Origin of the sequence: Henriciella barbarensis, from assembly GCF_003576345.1 — a bacterium.
In the GTDB taxonomy this organism is placed as follows: domain Bacteria; phylum Pseudomonadota; class Alphaproteobacteria; order Caulobacterales; family Hyphomonadaceae; genus Henriciella; species Henriciella barbarensis.
This window is the reverse complement of record NZ_QWGB01000007.1, coordinates 172,265-195,652: the sequence shown is the minus strand read 5'-3', so window position 1 is coordinate 195,652 and position 23,388 is coordinate 172,265. Positions and strand designations below refer to the sequence as shown.

Genomic DNA, 23,388 nt, shown 5'->3' with positions numbered 1-23,388 from the left:
AAGAGACTTTCCTGAATTTCTGGCTGATTTGTACAGCGAAGCTATTAACTATACCCGCGAAGCTAGTCCACCCGCATGGGTCAAGGCGCGGCCTTCCAGTTCGAGCTCCATCAACCGGGCTGCGCACTGCCTTGCGGTGCAACCGCTGGCGCGGGCGATGTCTGCGATCGGCAGAGGTGTCGGAGAGAGGGCTTCGACGATCCTCTCTGTGAGGCCGTCATCATCGTCTGCTCCGGAATTGTCGGGCGGGTCGAGCGGCAGGGTAGGGTGGAAACTCACCGTTGTGTCTTCGATCTGCGAGGCGACTGCTTCGAGAGCATCTTCGGCGTGGCGCACCAGTGTTGCGCCTTCACGCAACAAGCGATTGGTGCCGGCTGCGCGCCTGTCCAGCGGCGAGCCTGGGACAGCCATGACTTCGCGGCCCTGTTCACCAGCCATGCGCGCTGAAATAAGTGAACCTGAACGCTCGGTGGCTTCGACCACGACCGTGCCAACGGCGAGCCCGGTGATGATACGATTGCGGCGGGGAAAGTCCTGCGCCGTCGCGCGCCGGCCGAAGGCGCGTTCCGACACAATCAGCCCGTTGCCGACGATTTCATGATACAGCGCTTTGTGCTGAGGCGGGTAGATCTGGTCGACGCCGCCTGCAAGCACCGCGATCGTGCCCGTGCTGAGCGCTGCCTGATGGGCCTCGCCATCGATGCCACGCGCCAGGCCCGACGCTATTACAAGGCCCGCCTTGCCTAGCGAGGCTGCCAGTTCGCGCGCTATCTTGCGACCAGCCGCCGAAGCATCGCGCGCACCGACAAGAGCAATCGCAGGGCGCTCAAGCAAGCGGATGTCACCAAGAACGGTGAGCACAGGCGGTGGCGGAGACAGTTCGGAAAGAGCCGCTGGGTAATCCTCATCCTCAGATAGGAGAATGGTCGCCCCAAGCTGCGCGGCGTTGTCCAGTTCGCGGCGCGCCGAATCAAGATTGGCGCGAATGCCTGCGCGTTCGACAGCCTCTTGGGGCGAACCATACTTCGCCAGAAGCTGAAAGAAAGTGACGGGTCCGACCTGCGGCGCACGGGCAAGAGCAAGCCAGTAGACGCGCCGCTCGTCGCTGAAGCCGGCGCTCAAGCGGCGTCTTTCTTCTTCTGTCCGAACTTCGGTTCGGTACCAGATAGGAGGCGCTTGAGGTTGGCGCGGTGCGTCCAGAATACGAGAGCGCTCAGCACCACGAGGATACCGACAGCGAACTGTGTCTCGCCGAGCAGCCATGCCCCGATGGGAACGAGCGTCGCCGCCGTGAGAGCTGCCAGGGACGAAATGCGCGAGAAGAAGAAGACGGCTAGCCATATCGGGGCGGCGATCAGGAAGCCTTTCCAGGAAGCGAAAAGCAAGAGGCCAGCATAGGTCGCAACGCCCTTGCCGCCCTTGAATCGTAGCCAGATCGGGTAACAGTGGCCAATGAACGCAAAGACGCCTGCGATCAGGCCGACATTGCGCTCTCCAAAAATCAGCGCGAAGCCGACAATGGCAAGGCCCGCCTTGAAGCTGTCGAGTAGCAGAGTGGCGAGTGCCAGATCCTTGCGACCCGTCCGCAACACATTCGTTGCACCGATATTGCCGGAACCGATCTCACGAATATCGCCAAGTCCGGCTGCGCGTGTGATGAATAGGCCAAACGGGATCGAGCCGAGAAGGTAGCCGCCGAGGGCCGCGATGATGAAGGCGATGCCGTCCATAAGAATGTTTCCTGACAGGGTGCTAGCGGCGGGGAGGGTTTTGTGTGCGGCTCTTTGTGTGAGGTCAAGACGCAGTGCGAAACGCACAAATGGCTTTAACCATCGCTTTGCCGTTGAATACTATAGGATTGGCCGATGATGACAGCTGACACTGACACCGTTCAGACTTTGCCTGCGCGGGAGAAAATCCTTCAGGCGACGCTGGACCTGATTCCCGACTGGGGCGCAGATCGGATCACGCACAGGCTGGTATCGGCTGAGGCCGACGTTTCACCTGGGACGATCACCTATCATTTCGACACCATAGACGCGCTGCTGTCTGACGCCTTCCGGCTTTATATGGCCGATTACAAGGCAGGGCTGGATGAGGCACTTGGAGCCAAGCCGCTGCAATCATCCCACGATATCGTTCAGTTCCTGATGATGTTGATTGCGACATCGCCAGAACGAGCCGATCTTGCGCGCATCGAATATGCGATGATCGCGTACGCACAGCGCGACGAACTTCTGTTGCAGGAAGTCACAGCCTGGGCCGAACTATTGCCCGCACGACTCTTCGGTGCGCTGCGGCGGTTGGGAGATCCACATTCCGATCTCTCGGCGAGCCGGCTGGTTCGCTACTGCCGCGGGATTGAGTTCGACGTGTTGTCGCGCGGGATTTCGGTCGACCTCGTCGAGGTTGAAGGCGAACTCCTGTCTCTCCTCGATATCTGACGTCTATCTTTGGAAGACGGTTTCGCCGTCTATGATGGTGTGCATGACACGGCCGACCATGCGGCGCCCATCGAAAGGTGAGTTCAGAGATCGCGAGAGCAGATTTTCACGTTCACAATGCCAGGGCCTGTCCGGGTCAAACAGGATGAGGTCAGCAGGCAATCCTTCGGCCAGGCGACCTTGCGGGACGCCAATGAGGCTTGCGGGTGAGGCCGTCACCGGTCGCAGCGCGTCGAGCAGGCTGAGCCGCTCATCCTGAACCAGAACGAGAAGGGCAGATAGGACTGTTTCTAGCCCGGCAGCTCCAAAGGCAGCCTCGCCGAAGGGAAGGCGTTTTTCTTCTGGTGGCTGTGGGTCATGCGCTGAAACGACTGCATCGATTTCGCCGGCAGCCAGAGCATCAATAAGCGCTTGCCTGTCTTCCTCGCTTCGGAAAGGTGGATTGACCTTACAGTAGGTAAGATAGTCGCCGACGTCGGTCTCATTGAAGAAGAGATGGTGGGCGGCGACGCTGACATAGACTTCAACGCCGCGATCACGTGCCTCGCGGATGATTTCGAGGCTGCGTGCGGTGGATATCTGATCGACGAGGAGCCTGCAGCCAGTTGCTTCGGCAAGAAACAGGTCGCGCGATAGGCCAATCCATTCCGCCTCGCGCGGTAGGCCGGATAGCCCCATGCGCGCAGCGCGGGCGCCTGCATTCATGACGCCCCGTGCTGACAGGGTATGGGTGTCAGCGCGGCTTGAGACCATCACACCGCAGCTGGCAGCATAAGCCATCGTGCGCCGCAGGACTGATGTGTCCCCGACAGGCCAATCGCCATTGGTGAAGAAGACCGCGCCCGAGCCCTGCATCAGACTGATTTCGGACATCGCCTTGCCCTGCAGGCCGATGGTCAATGCGCCAGCTGGATAGATACGGGTCTTTGATGTTTCACGGCCGCGATTCGTAATGAACTGGGCAAGGGCGACATCATCAATCACGGGTTCGGTATCCGGCATGACAACCATGCTCGTCACACCGCCAGAAACAGCCGCGCGTGAAGCAGTCTCGAGCGTTTCGCGTTGTTCACCGCCGGGTTCGCCAGTCTTGACCCGGAGGTCTACGAGGCCGGGGGAAAGGCAGAGGCCCGACGCATCGATCAGCGTATCGGCGCCGCCGCTGACATCTCCGACGGCAGAAATTTTGCCATCCTCGATGAGTAGGCTTCCCATCTCGTCCAAGCCAGATGCCGGGCAGAGCAGGCGAGCGTTTGTGATCAGGGTCCGGCTCATACGCGCCTCCCGGCGAGCAGTTTCAACACAGCCTCGCGCACCGCCACGCCCATTTCGACCTGCTGCGTGATGACAGAACGGTCTCCATCAGCGATAGCGCTTTCGATTTCGATGCCGCGGTTCATCGGGCCGGGATGCATCACGATTGCGTCACTGGCGGCGCGGGCAAGGCGCTCTCTGGTTAGACCAAAATTGCGAAAATATTCGCGCTGGCTCGGCAAGTAGGCGCCGTTCATGCGCTCCATCTGAAGTCGCAGCATCATGATGACGTCAGCGCCTTCGATGGCATCATCGAAATTATGCGTAGTGCGAGCAGCGCCCCAATGTTCGGTCCCCGTTGGCAGAAGTGTCGCTGGCCCACAGAGGGTGACCTCTGCGCCGAGTAGGTGCAGGGCCAGTGTCGTAGAGCGTGCAACACGCGAGTGCAGGATGTCGCCGCAGATGGTGACCTTCAGCCCTTCGACCCGGCCTTTAGTGCGCCGGATGGTGAGGGTGTCGAGCAAGCCCTGCGTCGGGTGTTGATGTGTGCCGTCGCCCGCGTTGATGACAGCGCAATCCACTTTCCGAGAGAGAAGCTTCACCCCGCCTGAGGCGGAATGGCGGATCACGATGGCGTCGGGAGACATCGCGTTGAGCGTCATTGCCGTGTCGATTAGCGTCTCACCTTTCTTGACGCTCGACTGGGCGATGGGCATCGCCACGACGTCAGCACCAAGGCGTCTGGCCGCGATCTCGAAGCTGGACATGGTCCGGGTCGAATTCTCGAAGAAGAGATTGATGACCGTCATGTCCTTGAGGTGCGGCTCTGGCCTGCGGCCGGCGCGCGTTGCCTCTGCAAACTCTTCGGAGAGATCAAGAATATGCTCGATATCGAGCCGGGACAGGTCCTCAATGCTCAATAGATGCTTGTGATCAAACTTGTAGCTGTAGCCCGGAATGGACATGCGCTGCCTTTCGATTTTCGGCGGTTTAGGCGCGATTCCAGCCCCCCGCAAGGCCTAGAACAGCCCGAAACTGAGACAGGCGAACCAGATGAGCGGCATGGTAATGAGTGAGAGGACCGTCTGCATCGCGATGAGATTCGCGGCAAGCGGTGCGTCACCGCCAAGCTGGCGCGCCAGAATGTAGGAGCTGGTCGCCGTCGGGACCGATGCGCTGATGACAGCGATGGCGAGCGGCGTGCCGCTGATGCCGAGGACCAGCGCGCCGCCTATGGCGAGTATCGGCAACCCGATGAGCCGTACGAGCGACCAGCTGACGGTCTTGAGGCCCGAGCGGCCTAGAGCAGCGATGTCCATACCGGCACCGGCAGCCAGCAAGCCAAGTGCGATCGTGCCTTGCCCAAGAAGATCTATGCTGAGGTCGAGAAGGGGAGGGATTTCGATGTTGAGCGCAGCAAGAAGGCCGCCCACGGCGCAGGCGATGATGAGCGGATTGCGCAGGAGTTCCTTGACCGGGTTTCGCTTTGGCAGGCCTTCGCGTTCGGCGTGGCTGGTGAGTGCTGCGACGCTGAGCACATTAGCGGCCGGGATCATGGCGGCCGCTGCGATGGAAACGAGGGCGAGGCCTTCATCGCCGAACAGCGCGCTCGCGATGGAGAGGGCGACAAAAGTGTTCCAGCGAACATTCGATTGGATAATGGAGCCGACTTCCGGGCGGCGGATGCCGGGCCAGCGCCGGGCCAGCAGTCCAAATCCGCCGAGGAGGCATTGGGCCGCGATTAGCAAGGCCATGAGAGCCCACGGTGCTTTCTCAAACGGGGCGTTGGCCAGTGCGCGAATAATCAGGGCTGGAAAGAGGACGACATAGGCCAGCCGTTCGATCGCGCGCCACCCATCATCCGTGATGGTCTTGCGCCAGCCTAGAAACCGCCCCAGCGCGACGATCAGGATGACCGGGACGAGCGCTGAGAGGAAGGCGCTCATGAGGCGTTCGCCAGCCTGTCAATTGCCGTCTGAAGTATGATTGCGGCGGCCGAGGCATCGATAAGTTCTGCGCGGCGGGCGCGGGAGAGGTCACCTGCGATCATAGCGCGCTCGGCTTCGCTGCTGGACAGCCGCTCATCCTGAAAGGCGATAGGGATTTCGCGGCGCGCCATGATATTGCGCGCGAGGGCGCGTGCCGACTGAGCGCGAGGGCCTTCACTGCCATCCATGTTGAGCGGCAGGCCCATGACAATGCCGACCGTCTTTCTTTCGTCTATAATTTCGAACAGGCGGTCGAGAGACGGTCCGAGCTTGCGGCCCTTCTTTATCGTCTCGACAGGAGAGGCGATCAGCCGACCAGCATCGCAGGCGGCAATGCCCAGCGTTTTCGAGCCGGGATCAATGCCGACCAGCGGGCCGCTTTGTGGAAGGTCGAACAGCTCGATGGTCGCCATGTGAGGCTCAGTGCCCCCCTTCTCTTGAATTTGCCCTGCCTAGCGCGTATCGCACGGTTCTGTCGATTGGAGACCCGTTCATGAGTGTCACGAAGGAAGATGTCTGCAAGGTTGCCCGCCTCTCGCGCATTGCTGTGAGCGAGGATCGCCTTGAGCCGCTAGCAAACGAACTCACTTCCATCATGGGCTGGATCGAGCAGCTCAACGAGGTGGACGTTGAGGGTGTTGAGCCAATGACGTCCGTTGTGAATGCGACGCTGCCGATGCGTGATGACGTCGTGACGGACGGCAACATCCAGGACCAGGTCCTGGCCAATGCGCCGAAGAGCGAAGACGGCTTCTTCGTTGTTCCTAAGTCGGTCGAATAGAGAAAGCCCGCAGGACCGCACTGGGTCGCGGGCTTCTCTCGCAGATGTCGCGCTGGCTTCAGTCGATTGAAGCGACGTCAGCGCTCAGCGCGTCTTCGTTCCATTCGTAGATCGCCTTGATGCGGCACAGATAGGCCGCATTGCTCGCATCGCTGCCAAAATAGCTTTGAGATGCCGATATACGATCACGGGTGGTGACGCACCGCCCGCCGGCAAACGTGCCGTCCAGAACAACGGTCTGCGCGCCATTGAGCTCATCACACTCTTCGGTTGTTTCGATGAGGTAGTCCTTCACGCCGCGCTCCGCGATAACCGTCATTGAGGTTCCCTCTCGGAAGTCATTGATCTGGTCACGGAAGCATATGCGGTCGACTTGTTCGCCAAGGCGCACATCGTTGAGATAGTCATCTGGTCCTGCATTTGGCGTGTCAGCAATTGCCGTGGCACCCAAAATCGTTGCTGCAGCAGTCGCTGCGCCGATCATTGCGAAAATTTTCATCGGATAACTCCTCATCGCTCAAGAGCTGCAAACAGCTTGCACTCAACCCTTAGTGTAAACGAGAGTTGGCAAGTATCAAAGCGGATACGCAAAGCTGTTGTTCTGACTTAAAGGAAAATCCAGGTTCGAACCGGCTTTCGAATAGCTAGTCCTGTTCGTCTTCAGCTGCGTCCTCGTTCCATTCATAAATTCCTCTGATCGGACAGCGTGCCGGTGGAATATCCGTCCGGTCGGGGCCAAACGCGCTGCGATAAGCGTAGATCGAATCGCCCTTCGTGACGCAGCTTGCGCCGGGAAACGTGTCGAAGCTGAGCGAATTCGCGCCACCAAGGTCATAACAGCTACCCACTGTTTCGATCAGGTATTCATCATTCACGCCTTCTTCGACGATGACGCTATTGCGGGTCGCCATCCGAAAGCTGTCAATGTTCGAAGCGAAGCAAACCCTATCGACTTTTTCGCCGAGCCGGGCATCTGTTCGCCAGGCTTCTGGTTCCTCGCTGCTGGCGTCAGGCTGCGATGTGCATGCGGCGAGTGCAAAGATAGCCGTTGCCGGAAGCGTGAAAAGAAGATTCGTGCGGGTCATATGTTTCCTCCTGTCTGCAGCTGGCGCGATAGCGCGCAGTGGATATTACACGCAAACGAGCAGAAGGTCCTCCCGGTTCAATTGCGGCGTTTCAGTCACCGGGGCTTGAACTCTCCAGCCCGGCCAGCATACGAAGGCGCAAACCTATTCTTGTGGATCCTAGCCAGATGACCGACCTCACGAAACTTACACTTGCTGCGGCCCTCGATGGGCTGTCTGCCAAGGCCTTCTCATCGCGTGAACTGACCGAGGCCTTCATCAAGGAGATCGAGGCATCGAATGACACGCTGAACGCCTATGTCGTGAAGACGCCTGAGAAGGCGCTCGCAATGGCCGACATGGCAGATGCAAAGATTGCTTCAGGCGAGGCACGGGCACTCGAAGGTGCGCCTTTGGGTGTGAAGGACCTTTATTGCACCAAGGATGTTCGCACGACCGCATGTTCGAACATTCTGGGCGAGTTCGCGCCGACTTATGAATCGACCGTGACCCAGCAGCTCTGGGACCGCGGCGCGGTCATGCTCGGCAAGCTCAACATGGATGAGTTCGCAATGGGCTCATCGAACGAGACCTCGCGGTTCGGCCCGCCCGCAAACCCGTGGCGCCGCGAAGGCTCTAACCAGAACCTGACGCCTGGCGGGTCCTCCGGTGGCTCCGCGGCAGCCGTCGCGGCCGACCTGTGTCTGGGAGCTACAGCATCCGATACGGGCGGTTCGATCCGCCAGCCTGCAAGCTTCACGGGCACTGTTGGCATCAAGCCGACCTATGGCCGTGCCAGCCGCTATGGCATGGTCGCATTCGCATCTTCGCTGGATCAGGCTGGCCCGATCGCCAAGACCGTCGAAGACAGCGCCATCCTGCTGGAAGCCATGTGCGGCCACGATGCAAAGGACTCAACGTCGCTGCCGGAGCCGGTTCCGGCCTGGCGCGAAAGCGTCAAGCAGGGCGTCAAAGGAATGAAGATCGGCATTCCCAAGGAATACCGTGTCGACAATATGCCAGAAGAGATCGAAGCGCTGTGGGCCCAAGGCATAAAATGGCTGGAAGAGCAGGGCGCAGAGATCGTCGACGTCTCGCTGCCTCACACGAAATATGCGCTGCCAGCTTACTACATTGTGGCGCCGGCAGAGGCATCTTCGAACCTCGCGCGCTACGACGGCATGCGCTATGGCACGCGCGTTCAGGGCGACAATCTGGTGGGCACCTATGAGGGTACGCGCTCTGAAGGCTTCGGCGCGGAAGTTCAGCGCCGCCTGATGATCGGTACCTATGTGCTCTCGTCCGGCTATTACGATGCCTACTATCTGCGCGCGCAGAAGGTTCGCACGAAAATCCTCAATGATTTCATCGAGGCGTACGAGAAATGTGATGCGCTGCTGACGCCGACCTGTCCCTCGGCTGCCTTTGCGTATGGCGAGAAGGCGGACCCGGTGCAGATGTACCTCAACGACATCTTCACAGTGACCGCGAACCTTGCGGGCCTGCCGGGCATATCGGTGCCCGCCGCGCTGGACAGCCAGGGCCTTCCGCTAGGCCTGCAGGTTATCGGCAAGGCGCTGGACGAAGCATCCTGCTTCCGCGTGGCCGGGGCCATCGAGGAAGCGGCTGGCTTCGTGGCGAAACCGCAAAAGTGGTGGTAGGCTGGCGGCCATGACAAGGCTTGGCCATGGCAACCTGTTCGAAAACATCACAACCGGCCTGTTCTCTTTGAGGCATTTCCGCTTACGGGTAGTGCGCTGGCCCCTTGCAACATTTCTTGCAGGGCTTGGCGTTCATGCCGCCACAGTACAGTCGGTGACGGACGGGCCGAAGGGTTTTGCGGTACCCACCATACTGTTCCTGTTCGCCCTTCTTCTGGTGCTGTTGCCTTTGCTGCCCATCGCTGATGGCCGAGACAAGCGCGACTGGGGCATCTAACGCATCTGTGAGCGTGACGGCCTGTGCTGCCGAATGCTAGAAGGCGAATATGTCGAGAAAATCCAGAACTGCACTCTACGCGGTCCTTGCCTTCGTTCTCATGGTTCTACTGATCCTGTCGATGGCTTGGTATAACGGCGTGAACCCGTTTCACCCACGAACGCGAATGTACTGGCTCGCGGCAGTTGTCGCTGCGCTCTACATCTCATTGCGCGGCGCTATCTTCGTCGAGCGGATCCAGTATCGCCGCGAACGAAAGGCAGAAGAAGCCGAAACGCCGAGCCGGCTTAGTGCTAACGTCAAAGACCGCATGGCAGCCCGTAAGGCGCGCGTTGCCGCGGCGCGTAAGAAAGAGGGCAAATAAGCCCTGGATGGGAACGATTTTGTGATTTGAGGTTCAGCGGCGCCCGGCCCATTTAGAGCGCAAAGCTGGAGGCTGAACCATGAAATCCATTTCCTTGTTGCTGATGCGCGCTGGTACAGGGCTGTTGCTCGTGATCTGGGGGCTTATCAAGATCATGTCGCCTGCTTCAGCGGTCGGTGTCTCTGACAAGTATTACGGCGGCACTGTCAGTATGGACTGGTTGCAATTGCCATGGGGCATACTTCAGGTGCTCATCGGCCTTGCCGTGGTCGTTGGTCTCTTCCGCAAATATGTCTATCCGGCCCAAGCGGTCATCCTTGGCTTTGGAGTCCTTGTGATCTGGAAATACATCCTCGATCCACTGGGGCTTTACCTGCTGGATGAGGGCTCACGTCAGGTACTGTTTTTCCCCTCGCTCGCCGTTTTCGCCGGCACGCTTATCCTCATTGCTTTCCGTGAAGATGATAAGCTGAGCCTCGACCGCAAATTCGGCCTCTGATCGAGCCGCAATTCAGGGTGGCAAGGGGGCTATTCGCCCGTTATGTAGCAAGCAGAAACTGCTTGAAGGACCACGCGAAATGAGCGAGCGGCCGACCTATACGCTGAAAGGCGACACCGGGGACTGGGAACTTGTCATGGGGCTTGAAGTCCATGCGCAGGTTGCGTCTGAGGCAAAGCTTTTTTCCGGTGCTTCAACCGCGTTTGGCGCGGACCCGAACTGCAATGTTTCGCTCGTCGACGCGGCGATGCCAGGCATGCTGCCGGTCATCAACAAGAAGTGCGTCGAACAGGCAGTGCGCACGGGTCTCGGCCTCAAGGCGCAAATCAACAAATGGTCGCGCTTTGACCGCAAGAATTATTTCTACCCGGATCTTCCGCAGGGCTATCAGATCAGCCAGTTCGACCACCCGATCGTCGGTGAGGGCGAAATCGAAGTGGATGTCGAGCCGGCTCATGGCGACCCGGCTTATTCCTTCCCTGTACGGATTGAGCGCCTTCACCTTGAGCAAGATGCAGGCAAGTCCATTCACGATATGGACCCGACTTCCACCTATGTGGACCTCAACCGTTCGGGCGTTGCACTGATGGAAATCGTCTCCAAGCCAGACGTTAGAACCCCTTTGGAAGCAGCAGCTTACGTCAAGAAGCTAAAATCAATCGTGGTCGCCCTCGGCACCTGCGACGGCGATATGGAAAAGGGCAATCTGCGTGCGGATGTAAACGTTTCTGTCTGCAAGCCAGGCGCGTATGAGAAATTCCGTGAGACGGGCGATTTTGGCCACCTCGGAACGCGCTGCGAGATCAAGAACATGAACTCGTTCCGTTTCATCCAGGCGGCGATCGAGTACGAAGCACGCCGTCAGATCGAGATCCTTGAAAACGGCGGCGAGGTTGATCAGGAGACACGTCTGTTCGATCCGAACAAGGGCGAGACGCGCTCCATGCGCTCGAAGGAAGATGCGCACGACTATCGCTACTTCCCTGACCCGGACCTCCTGCCGCTCGAGTTCGATGACCTCTTCATCGAGAATATCAAGGCGAGCCTTCCGGAACTTCCGGATGAAAAGCGCGCGCGTTTTGAGGGCGAGTACGGCCTGTCACGCTATGACGCTGGCGTGCTCACGGCTGATAGCGAACGCGCTGAGTTCTTCGAAGCGGTCGCGAAGGGCCGCGATGCGAAACTTGCCGCAAACTGGGTCAGCCAGGAGCTGTTTGGCTATCTGAACCGCGAGGGTCTTGAGCTGGCAGACAGCCCGGTATCCGCCGCCCAGCTTGGCGAACTGGTTGATCTGATCTCCAACGACACGATCTCGGGAAAGATTGCGAAAGACGTCTTCGCCCGCATGATTGATGGCGAAGGCAATCCCGGCGATATCGTCGAGAAGCACGGCCTGAAGCAGGTGACCGATACAGGTGCCATTGAAGCTATTGTCGATCAGATCATCGCCGACAACCCAGAGCAGGCCGCCTCGGTGAAGGAAAAGCCGAAGGCCATGGGCTGGTTCGTCGGACAGGTGATGAAAGCTTCGGGCGGCAAGGCCAATCCGGGCGCAGTCAATAAGATCCTCAAGCAGAAGCTGGGTCTTTAGCCCCTCCATCACTTTCGGCTAAGTACGGCTCCCCTTCGACCGCGTCGGCGGTCAAGGGGTTAGCCTGTGCTTGTCACGATGGCGGATGTTGGGAGAGTAACGCTGCTACTCGCGTTCCTGCCTACAGATAAGCCGCGATCTTATCCGCTAGCGCTTTCAGCTCTTCCGTGTCGGCAGGCTCCCCGCTCGCATGCGGACGGCCGGTCTGGCCTTCCATGATGGGCAGGATGTGGAAGTGGAGGTGGTAGACCGTCTGGCCCGCGGGCGCGCCATTGAACTGAAGGATCCTGATCCCGTCGGGCTCCAGTGCTTTTTCAACTGCCTTCGCCACCGTCTGCACGCGCTCCATGTAGGGGCCGATCTTTTTCGGTTTCAGCTCCAAGAAGTTGCGTGCCTTCACATCCTTCGGAATGACCAGCGTATGGCCCTCGGTTTGCGGGAAGATGTCCATGAAGGCGAGGGCGACGTCATCCTCGAAGACTTTCACGCACGGCATTTCGCCGCGTAGCATTTTGGCGAAAATATTGTCTTTGTCGTAGGTGCCGTGGAGGGTCATGGGGCCTCATCTTTGGTGTCTGTTCCTGGTGTTATCAGCCGGTCGGCCACGAAGACAAGGATGATCACAATAACAAACAGGAAGCCTTCAATGTTCCAGCCGCTCATTGAGATCGGGTTCCAGCTTCCGGCAGATACTTCGGGTATCCAGTCTCGCTCGATGGTTGGGGCCTTCGATATGAACCAGTGGCTTGGCACGACTGCATCCAGAAACTTCAGGAGCACGTAGAAGAAACACACCCACAGGAAGAGGGCGACCTGAAACTGGTGCAGGATCATATACCAGAGAGCTAAGACGCCATAGCGATGCGGCGTTTCGTAAGCGCCGAATTCCTGCTCGAGCAAGTCAGCGCCATCCTGGGCGCTCTTCCTGATTAAAGCGTGCGCGGTCTCGACATCGTTGGATGGGACGGCGACGCAGGCACCTCCCAGACCGGGAATGAGCAACCAGTCATTCGATGCGTGGTAGTAGTTTTCGACAATGGCGTGGATGCCATTGGCTTCCAGAAAGCCCTTACAGACAAGGGCCTCCTGAAGTGTGGCACAGCGCCGTATCGTGACGAGTGCCGCCATCAGCTAGACCGCCGTCGCTCTAACAGGCGCCGGGAACTTCGTGCGAAAACCAGTCCAAAGAGATAGAGCAGGCCGAAATAAGAGAGCTGGATGCCGATCAATACAAAAATTAGCCACCCAGCGTGAGGCTCCAGGCGGAAAACTGAAAACTCTACGCTGGTCCAGCTGTAGGAAAGATTGTCGTACGAAGTGCAGGAATAGCCATATGAGCAAGCATTCGTAATATCGGACAGCCTGGGAATTTCAGGCACAAGCCGGGCCGGTATGAGCAGCTCCAATATGGCCACAAGTAGACTGTAAAGAAGCCAGGGTATTCCGAGTATTCCGGCCCAGAAAAACCAAACAGGCAACTTGCTTACCGGCGCTGGCGATTCGTAAGCGCCATAGAGCGTTTCAAATTTTTGCGTGTCTGCGGACATTGCATCGACAATTGCCTGCTTTGCGGCCTCGACATCGCTCGCTGGCACCGAAACGCCAATCCCATTCAGCGCAGGCACGATCAGCCAGTTCACGGTAGCGTGGTGATAATTGTCGAGACTGGCTTCAATCCCTCGAGATCGGAGGAATGAGACGTTTATCAGCGCTTCGGATAAAGTGGCACAGCGCCGTATCGTGACAAGCGGACTCATCCGTCTTTCTTAAAGGGCGTTCGCTCACGTAGAAAGTCGGCTTCCCTTTCAACCATCTGGCGTTCGCGTCCGAGATATTCCTCGACAGCGTTGGCGAGACCCTCATGGGCGATCCAGTGGGCTGAATAGGTCGTTTCAGGCACGTAGCCGCGCGCGAGCTTGTGACCACCTTGGGCGCCAGCTTCGACTGTCTTCAGGCTGCGTTCGATGGCAAAATCGATCGCCTGATAATAGCAGGTTTCGAAATGCAGCATCGGCCGAGGAGAGACGGTGCCCCAATAGCGACCGAGCAGCCGGTCGCCGCCGATCATGTTGAGGGCGCCGGCAATCGGCTCCCCATCCTCTTCGGCAAATATCAGCAGAATGTCGTCTGCCATCCGCTGGCCTAGCAGAGAAAAGCTCTCGCGGTTTAGATAAGGCGAGCCCCATTTGCGTGCGCCCGTGTCGACGTAGAATTGGTAGAAAACGTCCCAATGATCTTCGGTGATCTCATTCCCGGTGATGTGACGGAATATCAGACCTTCCTGCGCACGTTGCCGCTCCTTACGGAGGTTCTTCCGTTTTGAAGAGGAGAGGACCGCCAGAAAGTCATCGAAGCTCTCATACCCGTCATTGTGCCAGTGAAACTGCTGGTCGGTGCGCACGAGCAGACCCGCGGTTTCCAGCTTCAGCGCGTCTTCGCCAGCAAGGAAATTGATGTGGAGCGAGGAAATGTTGTTATCGGCAGCAATCTTCACAGCGGCTCCAAGCAGGGCCTCGCTGATGCTTGCTGAATCCGGGCCGGGGCGGACCAGGCGCCGACGACCGGTGACGGGGGTAAATGGAACAGCAGAGAGCAGCTTTGGATAGTAATGCCCGCCTGCGCGTTCATAGGCGTCAGCCCAGCTGTGATCGAAGACAAACTCACCTTGGGAATGGGATTTCAGATAGAGAGGCATCGCGCCGCAAAGTCCACGGCCGGCCTGTTCGATGATGATGTGGTGAGGGGCCCATCCGGTTTCCGGCAAGGCCGCGCCGCTTTCTTCCAAGGCTTGCAGGAACTGCCAGCTCAGAAAGGGGTCATAGGGCTCATTTGGAGGGTTGGCGACCGCGTTCCAGTCGGCAACGTCGACCTCGTCAAGGCTGTTGATCAGTCGAATTTCGAGGCGCGGTTCATCCATGGAGCGGGATTTAGCTCACGCATCCGAACTGACAAAGGCGGGATCGAAGCATTCAAAGATCTGGGCGACGGGAAGCGACTTTAATTCCTGAGCGCGTTCGGCGCTATCGACCGTCCAGACGGCGACGGGGAGGCCGTAATCGGTTGCGGTCATCTGCGCATCGCGGGCATCGGACCAGTGGGCCGCGATAAAGTCCGGAACCAAAGTGGCTGACGTGCTGACGAGCGCCTGAAGTGTGATGTCCTGTGACATCCGGCTTGGCAGGATCAGGGCACCTTTCATGACGCTGGACGGGATTGCGGAAACGGCGCGGCGGCTAAAGCTCATTAGCGCTGCGCGGCCTTCAAACGCTTCCACCTGCTCTGCGACAAGGCTGGCAAAGCCTTCGGCGTCAGTTTCCCCATCAATCTTCATTTCGATGAGAAGCGGCGTATTAGCAGTCCAGGCATCCAGAACCTGATTGAGCGTGGCAAATGTGCCATTGCCTTTGAGGGTCAGTCTGGTGAGTTCTTCTGCGGAATGGTTCGCGACGAGTCCTTCGGCCTCCGTCATCCTGCCGAGCGCCGCATCGTGGAACACGACGGGCGTACCGCACGCGGCTGGTCTGACATCAATCTCGCAGCCTATACCTCCGCCGCCAGCAGCCAGGATCGCTTCGAGGCTGTTTTCTGGAGGGTCGTCGGCGGACCAGAGTCCGCGGTGGGCATAGTGGTAGTCGAGCAGATTGAATCGTTGAGCCAAATCGTTCCTCAGTTTGTAATTTCAAAAATCCCATCAATCTCCACCGCGACGCCAAGGGGCAGGGTTGGGCATGCCACGGCTGAGCGGGCATGGCGTCCGGCATCTCCGAAAACATCGACCATAAGGTCCGAGCAGCCATTGATGACTTGAGGGATGTCGATGAACAACGGATGGGAGTTCACGAAGCCGCCGAGTTTCACCACGCGAGTAACTTTCGAAAGATCCCCTAACGCTGCCTTGCACTGCGCCAGCAGGTTGATGCCACAACGGCGCGCTGCTTCCTGGCCCGCGGGAAGGTCCATGGTTTCACCGAGGCGGCCTGTCACTAGTCCGTCCGGGGTGGAGCTGACCTGTCCGGAAACGAATAGATGCTGGCCGGAGATGACAAAGGGCACGTAGTTGGCGACCGCCTTCATAGGCTCCGGGAGCGTGATGCCGAGATTGATCAAGCGGGCTTCAGGTGTGCTCATGGAAGGGCGACTCCGATAGTTGTTATGCGCGACCCCTCTTAGACATATGCCTTGGCACCGGGCAAGGCGAGGTTCAGTCGGGCGTGTTTTTTCGGCGATCCAGTCGCATCGCCCGTCCGGTCTGCACCGCCTGGTCCCCAAATTTGCCACGCGCTTTGTCCATCGCGCGTTCGGCCGCTGCGCGCTTGGCGACCCCCGGATCAACAAGATCGACCTGGTCGTGGCCAGCTGGGTGCAGGTCTGAAATGCCAATCCCGATCAATCGGTAGGCGGTGGTGCCCGCCGTTTCACGCTGTAGCAGTGGGCGAGCCACGCGAAACAGCGTCTGGGCAAGCTGTGTAGGTTCAGAGAGTGTCACGCTGCGCGTCAGACTTCGGAAAGTCTTCGTCTTTAGCTTCAGCGTGACGACATATCCTGCCACACCATGTGCCTTGGCCCGGGTCGCGGTTTCTTCGCAGACTGACCAAAGCCTGTCATCGAGCGTCTGCGGGTCAGAGATATCGCTATTGAAGGTCCGCTCCGAGGAGACTGATTTTCGCTCCCGGTCGGGCGTCACGCGGCGGTGGTCTACACCATGGGCCCGGTCCCAGAGATGCTGTCCGCTTTCGCCATATTTGCGCATAATCTCAGCTCTATCCCGGCGCTGGACGTCACTGATCAGGTTCAGACCATCCTTCGACAGGCGGGATGCGAAAGCTGGTCCGACACCATGTATTGCGCTCACCGGCATCGGACCGAGGATATCCTTGGCGTCAGACCGGGAGATGACGGCGAAGCCGCGCGGCTTGTCCATCTCGCTCGCCATCTTGGCGAGGAAGCGATTCTCCGACAGACCAATCGATATTGTAATCTTCAGATCTCTCTCGATATCGCGGGCCAGCGAGGCGAGCAAAGCCGCCGGTAGATGTGAATGGAGGCGCTGGGTTCCGGAGAGATCTATATAGCCTTCATCGATGCTCACCATCTGCACTATCGGGCTGAGGGCTTCGAGCTTTCCCCTTATTTCGCGGGAAGCGGCCGAATACTTGCGAAAGTCCGGGCGCACGACCACTGCATTTGGGCAAGCTTTAAGCGCCTTGAACATCGGCATGGCGGAGCGAACGCCGTCGAGCCGTGCAATATAACAGCAAGTGGCTACGACACCGCGCTGGCCGCCACCCACGATGACCGGGCGGTTCCGTATTTCCGGATTGTCTCTTTTTTCTATCGCGGCGTAGAAAGCGTCGCAGTCGATATGCGCAACACTGAGCTGTTCGAGCCGGGCATGGAAAATGATCCGGTCGCTATTACAGGACGGACATTTCGACACTTTTTCTGAATGGACTGCCGAGCAGTCACGGCACAGCGACGCCATGGATGTTCTTCTCATGTTCCGGGGTGTGGAGCAAGTTCGCGCGAGGAATTAAAACATAGCTTAAGACTCTTATGGGTAAGAGTATCCTTGATGAATTGTTCAGTTTTGGGGGGCTAAACAGAGGTATGACTGGCGGCGCACGCAAAAAGGTACTCGTTGTCGAGGACAACGAACTGAACATGCGCCTGTTCTGTGACCTGCTTGATGCTTTCGGGTACGACACACTGCAATGCCGCGACGGCGCCCGCGCTGTAGAGCTCGCCCGCGAGCACAAACCTGCGCTTATCGTTATGGACATTCAGCTGCCAGACGTCTCCGGCCTCGATATCACGCGCTGGATCAAGGACGACGAGTCAATCGCCTCTATTCCTGTCCTGGCTGTCACCGCATTTGCCATGCGTGCGGATGAGAAGCTGGTTCGCGAGGCAGGCTGCGAGGCTTACCTTTCAAAGCCGATCCAGATGCGCTCATTCCGCTCGACTGTTGATGGTCTGATATCAGACAGGCAGGCCGCATGAGCGCCCGTATCCTTGTCGTTGACGACATTCTCGCGAACCGGCGGCTGATGCAGGCCAAGCTAGAGGCTAAGTATTACTCGGTCCTCCTCGCTGAAAATGGCCCGCAGGCAATCGAAGTCGCACACAGTTCTGCGCCGGAGATCATCCTGCTTGATGTTATGATGCCCGGCATGGACGGCTATGAAGTCTGCCGCCAGCTCAAGGCTTCTCCGGAGACCGCCCATATTCCGGTTGTCATGCTGACAGCGCTCAGCGAAACAGCTGACCGCGTGCGCGGCCTCGATGCCGGCGCTGACGATTTCCTGACAAAGCCGGTCGACGATTTTGCGCTGATGTCACGGCTTAACGCGTTACTACGTTATAACGCCGTCACAACCGAACTGCGCCAGCGCGAGGCAAGTGGCGTGAAGATCGGCGCGTTCAACGAGGACGAGGCGTCCACCTTGAACCGTCCGGTCAATGTGCTGGTTGTTGATACCAGCCCTTACAACATTAAACGCCTGCGTGAGCCGCTTGAGCGGGCGGGACACAGTGTCATTACGCTTGAGGAGGCAGACGCCCTCAAGAAGTCCAATGAAAAGCTGGACGTGGTCCTCCTGGGGTTAAGCAATCAGGGTTACGATCCGCTCCGGCTTTGTGCCCACCTGCGCACAAATGACGCGACGCGAGCCTTATCGATTATTGTAACAGTTGATGAGCGAGACATTGATCTTGCCGGGCGGGCACTGGAACTCGGCGCAAGTGATGTCATTCAACAGCCGCTAGCCGTCGAGGAACTTCTGGCGCGTATTCGCACACAGACGCGCCGGTCGCGGTATGTCGAGATCCTGCGCAACCGCGTGGATCGAGGACTTGAACTATCGGTCATCGATCAGCTCACCGGTCTCTATAATCGTCGCTATATGAACAATCAGCTTAGCCTATGGATGAAGCGTTCATCGATGGGCGGCACACCGCTTTCAGTCGTGTCAGTCGATATCGACCACTTCAAGAAGGTGAATGATGTCTACGGTCATGAAGCAGGCGACCGCGTCCTGAAAGAGTTCGCCGAACGCATCATGGCGAACGTCCGGCCTAAGGATATTGTCTGTCGCCCCGGGGGGGAGGAGTTCCTCGTTATAATGCCTGAAACGGGCGGCGATCTTGCCTGTTCAGCAGCTGAGCGCATCCGCCGTGCAATAGCGGCTGAGCCATTCGATGGTGGAACCCGTAGCTCCAGCAGGCTGGAGGTGACGGTAAGCGCTGGCGTGGCGACCTTCCAGGGCGACGAAGATACGATTGCCGACATGATGCGCCGCGCAGACGACGCGCTTTACAAAGCGAAGTCGGCGGGTCGCAACCAGGTAAAAAGCCTCGCCGCCTGACTGGCCCAAACGGCGCGTGTCTAAGCCTGGAGACGCTTGGTGTGGGCCTCAGTCACCACAAAGACGGCGCAAGGCGCTTCCCGTAGCATGTCAGAGCTTTCAGAGCCTAGAAGCAGCCGCTTCCACCATGTCTTCTGATGGGACCCGATAACGATGAGGTCTGCGTCGATCTTTTTTGCATAGCTTGCGGCGTCGCGTGACGGGTCGCCGTCAAGAACGGCCACAGTAGCGTTCTGGGCGTGCCTTGCTGTCAGGGCTTCCATCGCTTCCTGACGTCTTTCAGCATCAGCTTGATGTGCCTTCGAGTCGGTCTCAATGGCGCCGGCTGCGTAAGGTGACTCAAAGGTCGTAATGAACGGGTTGGAATCGATAGCATGCAACTCGCCCGACGCGGCGGTCAACGAAGCTGCAGTCTGCATGATAACGGGGGCAAGGTGGTCATCAATGTCGATGACGGCGATAACCTTGTTGAATTCGAGAGCCATGGGAACACCTCCTGTCTTCAGTTATATAACAACTAAGACAGGCTTAGGCTCCATAAGAGCAACTACCTAACGCCAAAGAAAAAGCCGGACACACGGCCCGGCTCGTTCATAAGTCGTATTCGGAAAGATCTTACTTGATCTTGCCTTCCTTGAATTCGACGTGCTTCTTCGCGACTGGGTCGTACTTCCGCATCACCATCTTTTCGGTGATGTTGCGGGGGTTCTTTTTCGTGACGTAGAAAAAGCCCGTCCCGGCAGTCGAGTTCAGGCGAATCTTGATGGTTGTCGGCTTTGCCATGACGGTTGCTCTCGCGAGTGTTCAGAGAAATCGAAGGGCGCTTAATGGATGGGTGGCTCTGCAAAGTCAAGCGCCTGTCCGCAGGGACGCAGAACGAAGTGTCAGATACGATCCTGCGAATGTCCGCCGGCCGTCCAGCGCAGAAATGGCGGGCGCAATTCGCCTACATCCTTCTGCTTCAGACGTTCATCGATCTCACCCAGCATAAAGCGTGTCACATTGGGTAGATCGAGTGTCAGCGCGTCCGCAAGCGTCACCCACTGAAGATCATGCAGCTCAGCGCCGTCCACAGCGGGGCGCTCATCAATCAGAACATCTTCCGCCTCCGCCATGAAGAAGCGCGCATCAAACCGTTTAGGCCGATAGGGCGGAGTAATGGCGCGGCCGATCATGGTAAAACCCTGAAGGCACGGTGCCGCGCCCTGGTCTGCATATTTCTGCCAGTCCGTTGCAGGCTTGCCGGGGAAATCGCTGGCGCGTCCGACGATAAGGCCGGTTTCCTCGAAGGTTTCGCGGATTGCCGTCAGCCCGAAAGCGCGCGGTTTTCGACGGGTCTTGTGGGACACTTTTCGATGCTCGGTCTCGCGCAACTCGCTGAGAGAGGGCACGCGGCCGTCTGCAGTGTCGACGCGGCCGCCCGGGAACACATACTTGTCAGGCATGAAAGTGTGTCGGCCCGAACGCTTCCCCATAAGAAGCCGCGGTTGGGCCTGATCACGCCGGACCAAGATTAGCGTTGCAGCGTCCTTGGGGCGGGGCGTTGGCCGGTCCGTCTGTATGACGTCGCCATCCCCTTCCTTATCGAAGGCTGTGCCGAGTTTTCTGGACATCAGCTCTTTCCTCCCTTGGCTCCCGTGTTCTGGGAGGCTTTCTGACGCGTCTTCTTGCGCGCTTTGGAGATCTTGCCACGTGAGCGGCCCGGCGGACCAGACCTGCCCCCACGCGAAGACGGCAGCTTTTCACCCGGTTTTCTGGGGCGCGGCGGGGAAAGTACCTTAAGCAGGAGACCACCCTGTAGCGGCGTGACTTCAGCAAGTTCGATCGTCACGATCTGACCCATTTCGAAGCGTTTGCCAGATCCGCGAGCGATCAACGCCATCGCGCCTTCATCGTGTACCCAATAATCATTAGACAGCTTGGAAATCGGCGAGAAGCCGTCTGCTCCTGTACTTCCGAGCCTGATGAAGAGGCCAGCAGGTGTAACGCCTGTGATGCGACCTTCAAATTCGGCGCCGACCTTGTCTGCGAGATAGAGGGCCAGATAGCGGTCCGTCGCCTCGCGCTCGGCTGCCATGGAGCGGCGCTCCGTGTCGACGAGGTGGCTTGCGATGTCTTCCAAAGATGCAGCCATCTCCTCCGTGAGGCCGTCCTCTCCCATACCAAGCGACGAGATGAGCGCCCGGTGGACAATCAGGTCGCTGTATCGGCGAATGGGCGAGGTAAAGTGGGCGTACTTTGTCAGGTTCAAGCCAAAGTGCCCATTATTGTCGGGCGAGTAGACGGCTTGCGCCTGCGACCGCAGCACTATTTCAGAAATAGTTCCGGCATGTTCGCCGTCGGCATGATCGTTCAGCAAACGATTGAAACGGTGGGTTTGCGGGCGTTCGCCGAGCGGCCATTTGATGTCTAGCGTTTGCAAGAAATCTGAGAGTGCAGCGAGCTTCGAATCGGAAGGTTGGTCATGCACGCGGTAGAGGAGGGGAGAGCCGACCTTTTCCAGCGTTTCTGCAGCGGCCACGTTGGCCTGGATCATGAACTCCTCGATCAGCTTGTGCGCGTCGAAGCGTTCTTTCTCGATAATACCCGTCACCTGGCCGTCTTCGCTGATCTCGACGCGCTTTTCCGGCAGGTCCAGGGCAAGAGGCGCACGCAGAGCGCGAGCTTCTCCCAATGCCTCATAAGCCCCCCAGAGAGGTTTCAGAACTGGGTCCAGCCATTTCTCGCCTTCACCGCCAGTCTTTCCGTCGATAGCGGCCTGAGCCTCTTCATAGGAAAGTTTTGCGTGGGATCTCATCGTACCGCGGATGAAGCGGTGCGAGCGTTTCGAGCCGGACTTGTCGAATGTCATCTCGACCGCCATGCAAGGGCGATCCTCATTGTCGACGAGTGAACAGGCGTCAGCTGAAAGCTCAAATGGCAACATGGGCACGACCCGGTCAGGGAAATAGGTCGAATTGCCACGTTTCTGGGCTTCTCGATCAAGTGCAGTGCCGGGCCTCACATAGGCGGCAACGTCAGCAATCGCGACAATGACCTTCCATCCATCCTTCAGCTTTTCAGCATGCACTGCGTCATCATGGTCGCGGGCATCGTGCGGATCGATCGTGATGAGCGGGATATGGGTCAGATCCTCGCGCGGGCTATCCAGTGGTTTTATCGTCTCGGCTTCGTTGAGGACGTCCTTGGGAAACTCCACAGGTATATCATGGCCGTGAATGGCGAGCAGGGACGCTGCACGCGGGTCGTCCATGCGCCCAATGATTTCGGTTACTACACCGAAGGCTGGACCGTTTGGTTTGCCCGGCTTCGACATAGCCATAACGAGGTCGCCATCTTCGGCGCCTTTTGCGTCGGTGCCGTCGATGAGGAAAGTCCGCTTGTCCTTGCGGCTGGCCGGTACGACGCGACCACCCCGGGGCGTCTTTTCAAAGCGCCCGGTTAGCGACGTCTCTTCGTCGCGCTTTTCAAATAGTTTCAGAAGCTTGGCGTGATATTCGCCATTCGCCTCGTTGATACGTGCGAGGGCCTTGTCGCCGACACCCGGGGCGGGGCCTTTGGTGCGGCCGCTATAGCCCGCATAACGAATGGGCGGGCCGAACGCGCCATCGCGGCCGACGCTGCGCCCCATCAGTTCACCATCTGAGTCTATTTCTTCAAAGACGATGACGCCCGTAGGTGGAGGTGTGTCGGTCTTGGCCCAGGCCCGTTTGGCGGTTCGCTCCAGCGTGCCGTCATTCTCGAGGTCCTTGAGAACTAGGCGCAATGTCTGGCGCTCACGACCTTTTACCTTCAGCCCACGCGCAATTTCCTGCTTCGTAGTGGCTGAAGGATTGTCGGCGATAAATTTGAGAACTGTTTCTCTATTGGGAAAACTCATGGCCCCCATATAAGGGATTCTGTGCGGTTTGCCCGTTTTTCATTCAGGGTGCAGGCCTGTAGTCAGATGACGAAGGCCAGGATAAGGCCCAGTGCAATCACCGCAGCGGCGGTGGAGATTATTAGCACATAGCGCACGCCCTTTCCGGTTTCACCCTGGCGTGCTTCTTCTTCCTGCAGTTTCGGTTCGGTCATCTTCAGCATCCTGTCCTGTGGGCACGG

The 23,388-nt window shown here is 58.4% G+C and carries 29 protein-coding genes; 9 read left to right on the top strand and 20 right to left on the bottom strand.

What is annotated here, in order from left to right:
* Positions 1–48: 48 nt before the first annotated feature.
* Together dprA and plsY are read right to left on the bottom strand one after the other, a co-directional pair.
* On the bottom strand, positions 49–1,122 hold the full coding sequence (gene dprA / locus D1224_RS11865) for a DNA-processing protein DprA (protein WP_119380165.1): 1,074 nt from the start codon (positions 1,120–1,122) through the stop codon (positions 49–51).
* Complete coding sequence (gene plsY, locus D1224_RS11860; protein WP_119380164.1) at positions 1,119–1,730, bottom strand: glycerol-3-phosphate 1-O-acyltransferase PlsY; 612 nt, start codon at positions 1,728–1,730, stop codon at positions 1,119–1,121. Before plsY ends, dprA begins: the two co-directional genes overlap by 4 nt.
* Positions 1,731–1,865: 135 nt before the next feature.
* Between plsY and D1224_RS11855 the strand changes: the two genes are divergently transcribed.
* Complete coding sequence (locus tag D1224_RS11855; RefSeq protein ID WP_119380163.1) at positions 1,866–2,444, top strand: TetR/AcrR family transcriptional regulator; 579 nt, start codon at positions 1,866–1,868, stop codon at positions 2,442–2,444.
* A 3-nt stretch (positions 2,445–2,447) separates the two neighbouring features.
* On the opposite strand, the gene D1224_RS11850 is transcribed toward D1224_RS11855, so the two are convergent.
* Genes D1224_RS11850 through ruvX form a run of 4 tightly spaced genes read right to left on the bottom strand, consistent with a single transcriptional unit; the run spans position 2,448 to position 6,099 of the window.
* Positions 2,448–3,719, bottom strand: a complete 1,272-nt coding sequence (locus D1224_RS11850) for a dihydroorotase (RefSeq protein WP_119380162.1) — start codon at positions 3,717–3,719, stop codon at positions 2,448–2,450.
* Positions 3,716–4,663: an aspartate carbamoyltransferase catalytic subunit gene (locus D1224_RS11845; protein ID WP_119380161.1), complete on the bottom strand. Its 948-nt coding sequence runs from the start codon at positions 4,661–4,663 to the stop codon at positions 3,716–3,718. The genes D1224_RS11850 and D1224_RS11845 overlap by 4 nt, the downstream gene beginning before the upstream one ends.
* Positions 4,664–4,717: 54 nt before the next feature.
* Positions 4,718–5,644 (bottom strand): AEC family transporter, encoded by a 927-nt coding sequence (locus tag D1224_RS11840; protein ID WP_119380160.1) that lies wholly within the window; start codon positions 5,642–5,644, stop codon positions 4,718–4,720.
* Positions 5,641–6,099: a Holliday junction resolvase RuvX gene (gene ruvX / locus D1224_RS11835; protein WP_119380159.1), complete on the bottom strand. Its 459-nt coding sequence runs from the start codon at positions 6,097–6,099 to the stop codon at positions 5,641–5,643. The genes D1224_RS11840 and ruvX overlap by 4 nt, the downstream gene beginning before the upstream one ends.
* An 80-nt stretch (positions 6,100–6,179) precedes the next feature.
* On the opposite strand from ruvX, the gene gatC reads away from it, so the two are divergent.
* The gene (gene gatC / locus D1224_RS11830; RefSeq protein WP_119380158.1) at positions 6,180–6,467 is read left to right on the top strand and encodes an Asp-tRNA(Asn)/Glu-tRNA(Gln) amidotransferase subunit GatC; all 288 of its coding nucleotides are present in this window, start codon (positions 6,180–6,182) and stop codon (positions 6,465–6,467) included.
* A 58-nt stretch (positions 6,468–6,525) separates the two neighbouring features.
* Here the strand turns inward: gatC and D1224_RS11825 are convergent, their stop codons facing one another.
* Both D1224_RS11825 and D1224_RS11820 read right to left on the bottom strand, forming a co-directional pair.
* Positions 6,526–6,966, bottom strand: coding sequence for a DUF6491 family protein (locus D1224_RS11825; RefSeq protein ID WP_119380157.1), 441 nt, complete (start codon positions 6,964–6,966; stop codon positions 6,526–6,528).
* A 145-nt stretch (positions 6,967–7,111) separates the two neighbouring features.
* Positions 7,112–7,552 carry a DUF6491 family protein gene (locus D1224_RS11820; protein ID WP_119380156.1) on the bottom strand — a complete coding sequence of 147 codons (441 nt, stop codon included), beginning with the start codon at positions 7,550–7,552 and terminating at the stop codon, positions 7,112–7,114.
* Positions 7,553–7,719: 167 nt separating this feature from the next.
* Between D1224_RS11820 and gatA the strand changes: the two genes are divergently transcribed.
* The 5 genes from gatA to gatB all read left to right on the top strand — a co-directional run bounded on the left by gatA (position 7,720) and on the right by gatB (position 11,923).
* Positions 7,720–9,192 carry an Asp-tRNA(Asn)/Glu-tRNA(Gln) amidotransferase subunit GatA gene (gene gatA, locus D1224_RS11815; protein ID WP_119380155.1) on the top strand — a complete coding sequence of 491 codons (1,473 nt, stop codon included), beginning with the start codon at positions 7,720–7,722 and terminating at the stop codon, positions 9,190–9,192.
* A 10-nt stretch (positions 9,193–9,202) separates the two neighbouring features.
* Positions 9,203–9,469: a hypothetical protein gene (locus D1224_RS11810; protein ID WP_119380154.1), complete on the top strand. Its 267-nt coding sequence runs from the start codon at positions 9,203–9,205 to the stop codon at positions 9,467–9,469.
* A 49-nt stretch (positions 9,470–9,518) separates the two neighbouring features.
* A complete protein-coding gene (locus D1224_RS16330; RefSeq protein ID WP_147372382.1) occupies positions 9,519–9,833 on the top strand; it encodes a hypothetical protein in 315 nt (104 codons plus the stop codon).
* A gap of 79 nt (positions 9,834–9,912) precedes the next feature.
* Positions 9,913–10,332, top strand: coding sequence for a hypothetical protein (locus D1224_RS11800; protein WP_119380152.1), 420 nt, complete (start codon positions 9,913–9,915; stop codon positions 10,330–10,332).
* A 79-nt stretch (positions 10,333–10,411) separates the two neighbouring features.
* Positions 10,412–11,923 (top strand): Asp-tRNA(Asn)/Glu-tRNA(Gln) amidotransferase subunit GatB, encoded by a 1,512-nt coding sequence (gene gatB / locus D1224_RS11795; RefSeq protein ID WP_119380151.1) that lies wholly within the window; start codon positions 10,412–10,414, stop codon positions 11,921–11,923.
* Positions 11,924–12,044: 121 nt separating this feature from the next.
* Here the strand turns inward: gatB and D1224_RS11790 are convergent, their stop codons facing one another.
* The 7 genes from D1224_RS11790 to D1224_RS11760 all read right to left on the bottom strand — a co-directional run bounded on the left by D1224_RS11790 (position 12,045) and on the right by D1224_RS11760 (position 17,405).
* Complete coding sequence (locus D1224_RS11790; protein WP_119380150.1) at positions 12,045–12,479, bottom strand: HIT family protein; 435 nt, start codon at positions 12,477–12,479, stop codon at positions 12,045–12,047.
* Positions 12,476–13,051: a hypothetical protein gene (locus D1224_RS11785; RefSeq protein ID WP_119380149.1), complete on the bottom strand. Its 576-nt coding sequence runs from the start codon at positions 13,049–13,051 to the stop codon at positions 12,476–12,478. The genes D1224_RS11790 and D1224_RS11785 overlap by 4 nt, the downstream gene beginning before the upstream one ends.
* Entirely contained in the window at positions 13,051–13,563 is a 513-nt protein-coding gene (locus D1224_RS11780) for a hypothetical protein (RefSeq protein WP_119380148.1), read from the bottom strand. Before D1224_RS11780 ends, D1224_RS11785 begins: the two co-directional genes overlap by 1 nt.
* A gap of 113 nt (positions 13,564–13,676) precedes the next feature.
* Positions 13,677–14,840, bottom strand: a complete 1,164-nt coding sequence (locus tag D1224_RS11775; protein WP_119380147.1) for a GNAT family N-acetyltransferase — start codon at positions 14,838–14,840, stop codon at positions 13,677–13,679.
* 15 nt (positions 14,841–14,855) lie between these two features.
* Entirely contained in the window at positions 14,856–15,581 is a 726-nt protein-coding gene (locus D1224_RS11770; RefSeq protein ID WP_182482273.1) for a glycerophosphodiester phosphodiesterase family protein, read from the bottom strand.
* A gap of 8 nt (positions 15,582–15,589) precedes the next feature.
* Positions 15,590–16,051: a RidA family protein gene (locus D1224_RS11765; protein WP_119380145.1), complete on the bottom strand. Its 462-nt coding sequence runs from the start codon at positions 16,049–16,051 to the stop codon at positions 15,590–15,592.
* A gap of 73 nt (positions 16,052–16,124) precedes the next feature.
* Positions 16,125–17,405, bottom strand: coding sequence for a DNA polymerase IV (locus D1224_RS11760; protein WP_119380144.1), 1,281 nt, complete (start codon positions 17,403–17,405; stop codon positions 16,125–16,127).
* A gap of 125 nt (positions 17,406–17,530) precedes the next feature.
* On the opposite strand from D1224_RS11760, the gene D1224_RS11755 reads away from it, so the two are divergent.
* Positions 17,531–17,923 carry a response regulator gene (locus D1224_RS11755; RefSeq protein ID WP_119380143.1) on the top strand — a complete coding sequence of 131 codons (393 nt, stop codon included), beginning with the start codon at positions 17,531–17,533 and terminating at the stop codon, positions 17,921–17,923.
* Positions 17,920–19,287 (top strand): PleD family two-component system response regulator, encoded by a 1,368-nt coding sequence (locus D1224_RS11750; protein WP_119380142.1) that lies wholly within the window; start codon positions 17,920–17,922, stop codon positions 19,285–19,287. The genes D1224_RS11755 and D1224_RS11750 overlap by 4 nt, the downstream gene beginning before the upstream one ends.
* Before the next feature lie 20 nt (positions 19,288–19,307).
* Here D1224_RS11750 and D1224_RS11745 read toward each other — a convergent pair whose 3' ends face one another.
* The 5 genes from D1224_RS11745 to D1224_RS16760 all read right to left on the bottom strand — a co-directional run bounded on the left by D1224_RS11745 (position 19,308) and on the right by D1224_RS16760 (position 23,361).
* Positions 19,308–19,772, bottom strand: a complete 465-nt coding sequence (locus D1224_RS11745) for a universal stress protein (protein ID WP_119380141.1) — start codon at positions 19,770–19,772, stop codon at positions 19,308–19,310.
* Between the two features lie 130 nt (positions 19,773–19,902).
* A complete protein-coding gene (gene rpmG, locus D1224_RS11740) occupies positions 19,903–20,070 on the bottom strand; it encodes a 50S ribosomal protein L33 (protein ID WP_119380140.1) in 168 nt (55 codons plus the stop codon).
* 101 nt (positions 20,071–20,171) lie between these two features.
* Complete coding sequence (locus D1224_RS11735; RefSeq protein ID WP_119380139.1) at positions 20,172–20,900, bottom strand: NUDIX hydrolase; 729 nt, start codon at positions 20,898–20,900, stop codon at positions 20,172–20,174.
* Positions 20,900–23,167 (bottom strand): ribonuclease R, encoded by a 2,268-nt coding sequence (gene rnr / locus D1224_RS11730; RefSeq protein ID WP_119380275.1) that lies wholly within the window; start codon positions 23,165–23,167, stop codon positions 20,900–20,902. Before rnr ends, D1224_RS11735 begins: the two co-directional genes overlap by 1 nt.
* A 62-nt stretch (positions 23,168–23,229) precedes the next feature.
* Positions 23,230–23,361 (bottom strand): hypothetical protein, encoded by a 132-nt coding sequence (locus D1224_RS16760; protein WP_267897095.1) that lies wholly within the window; start codon positions 23,359–23,361, stop codon positions 23,230–23,232.
* Positions 23,362–23,388: the final 27 nt, after the last annotated feature.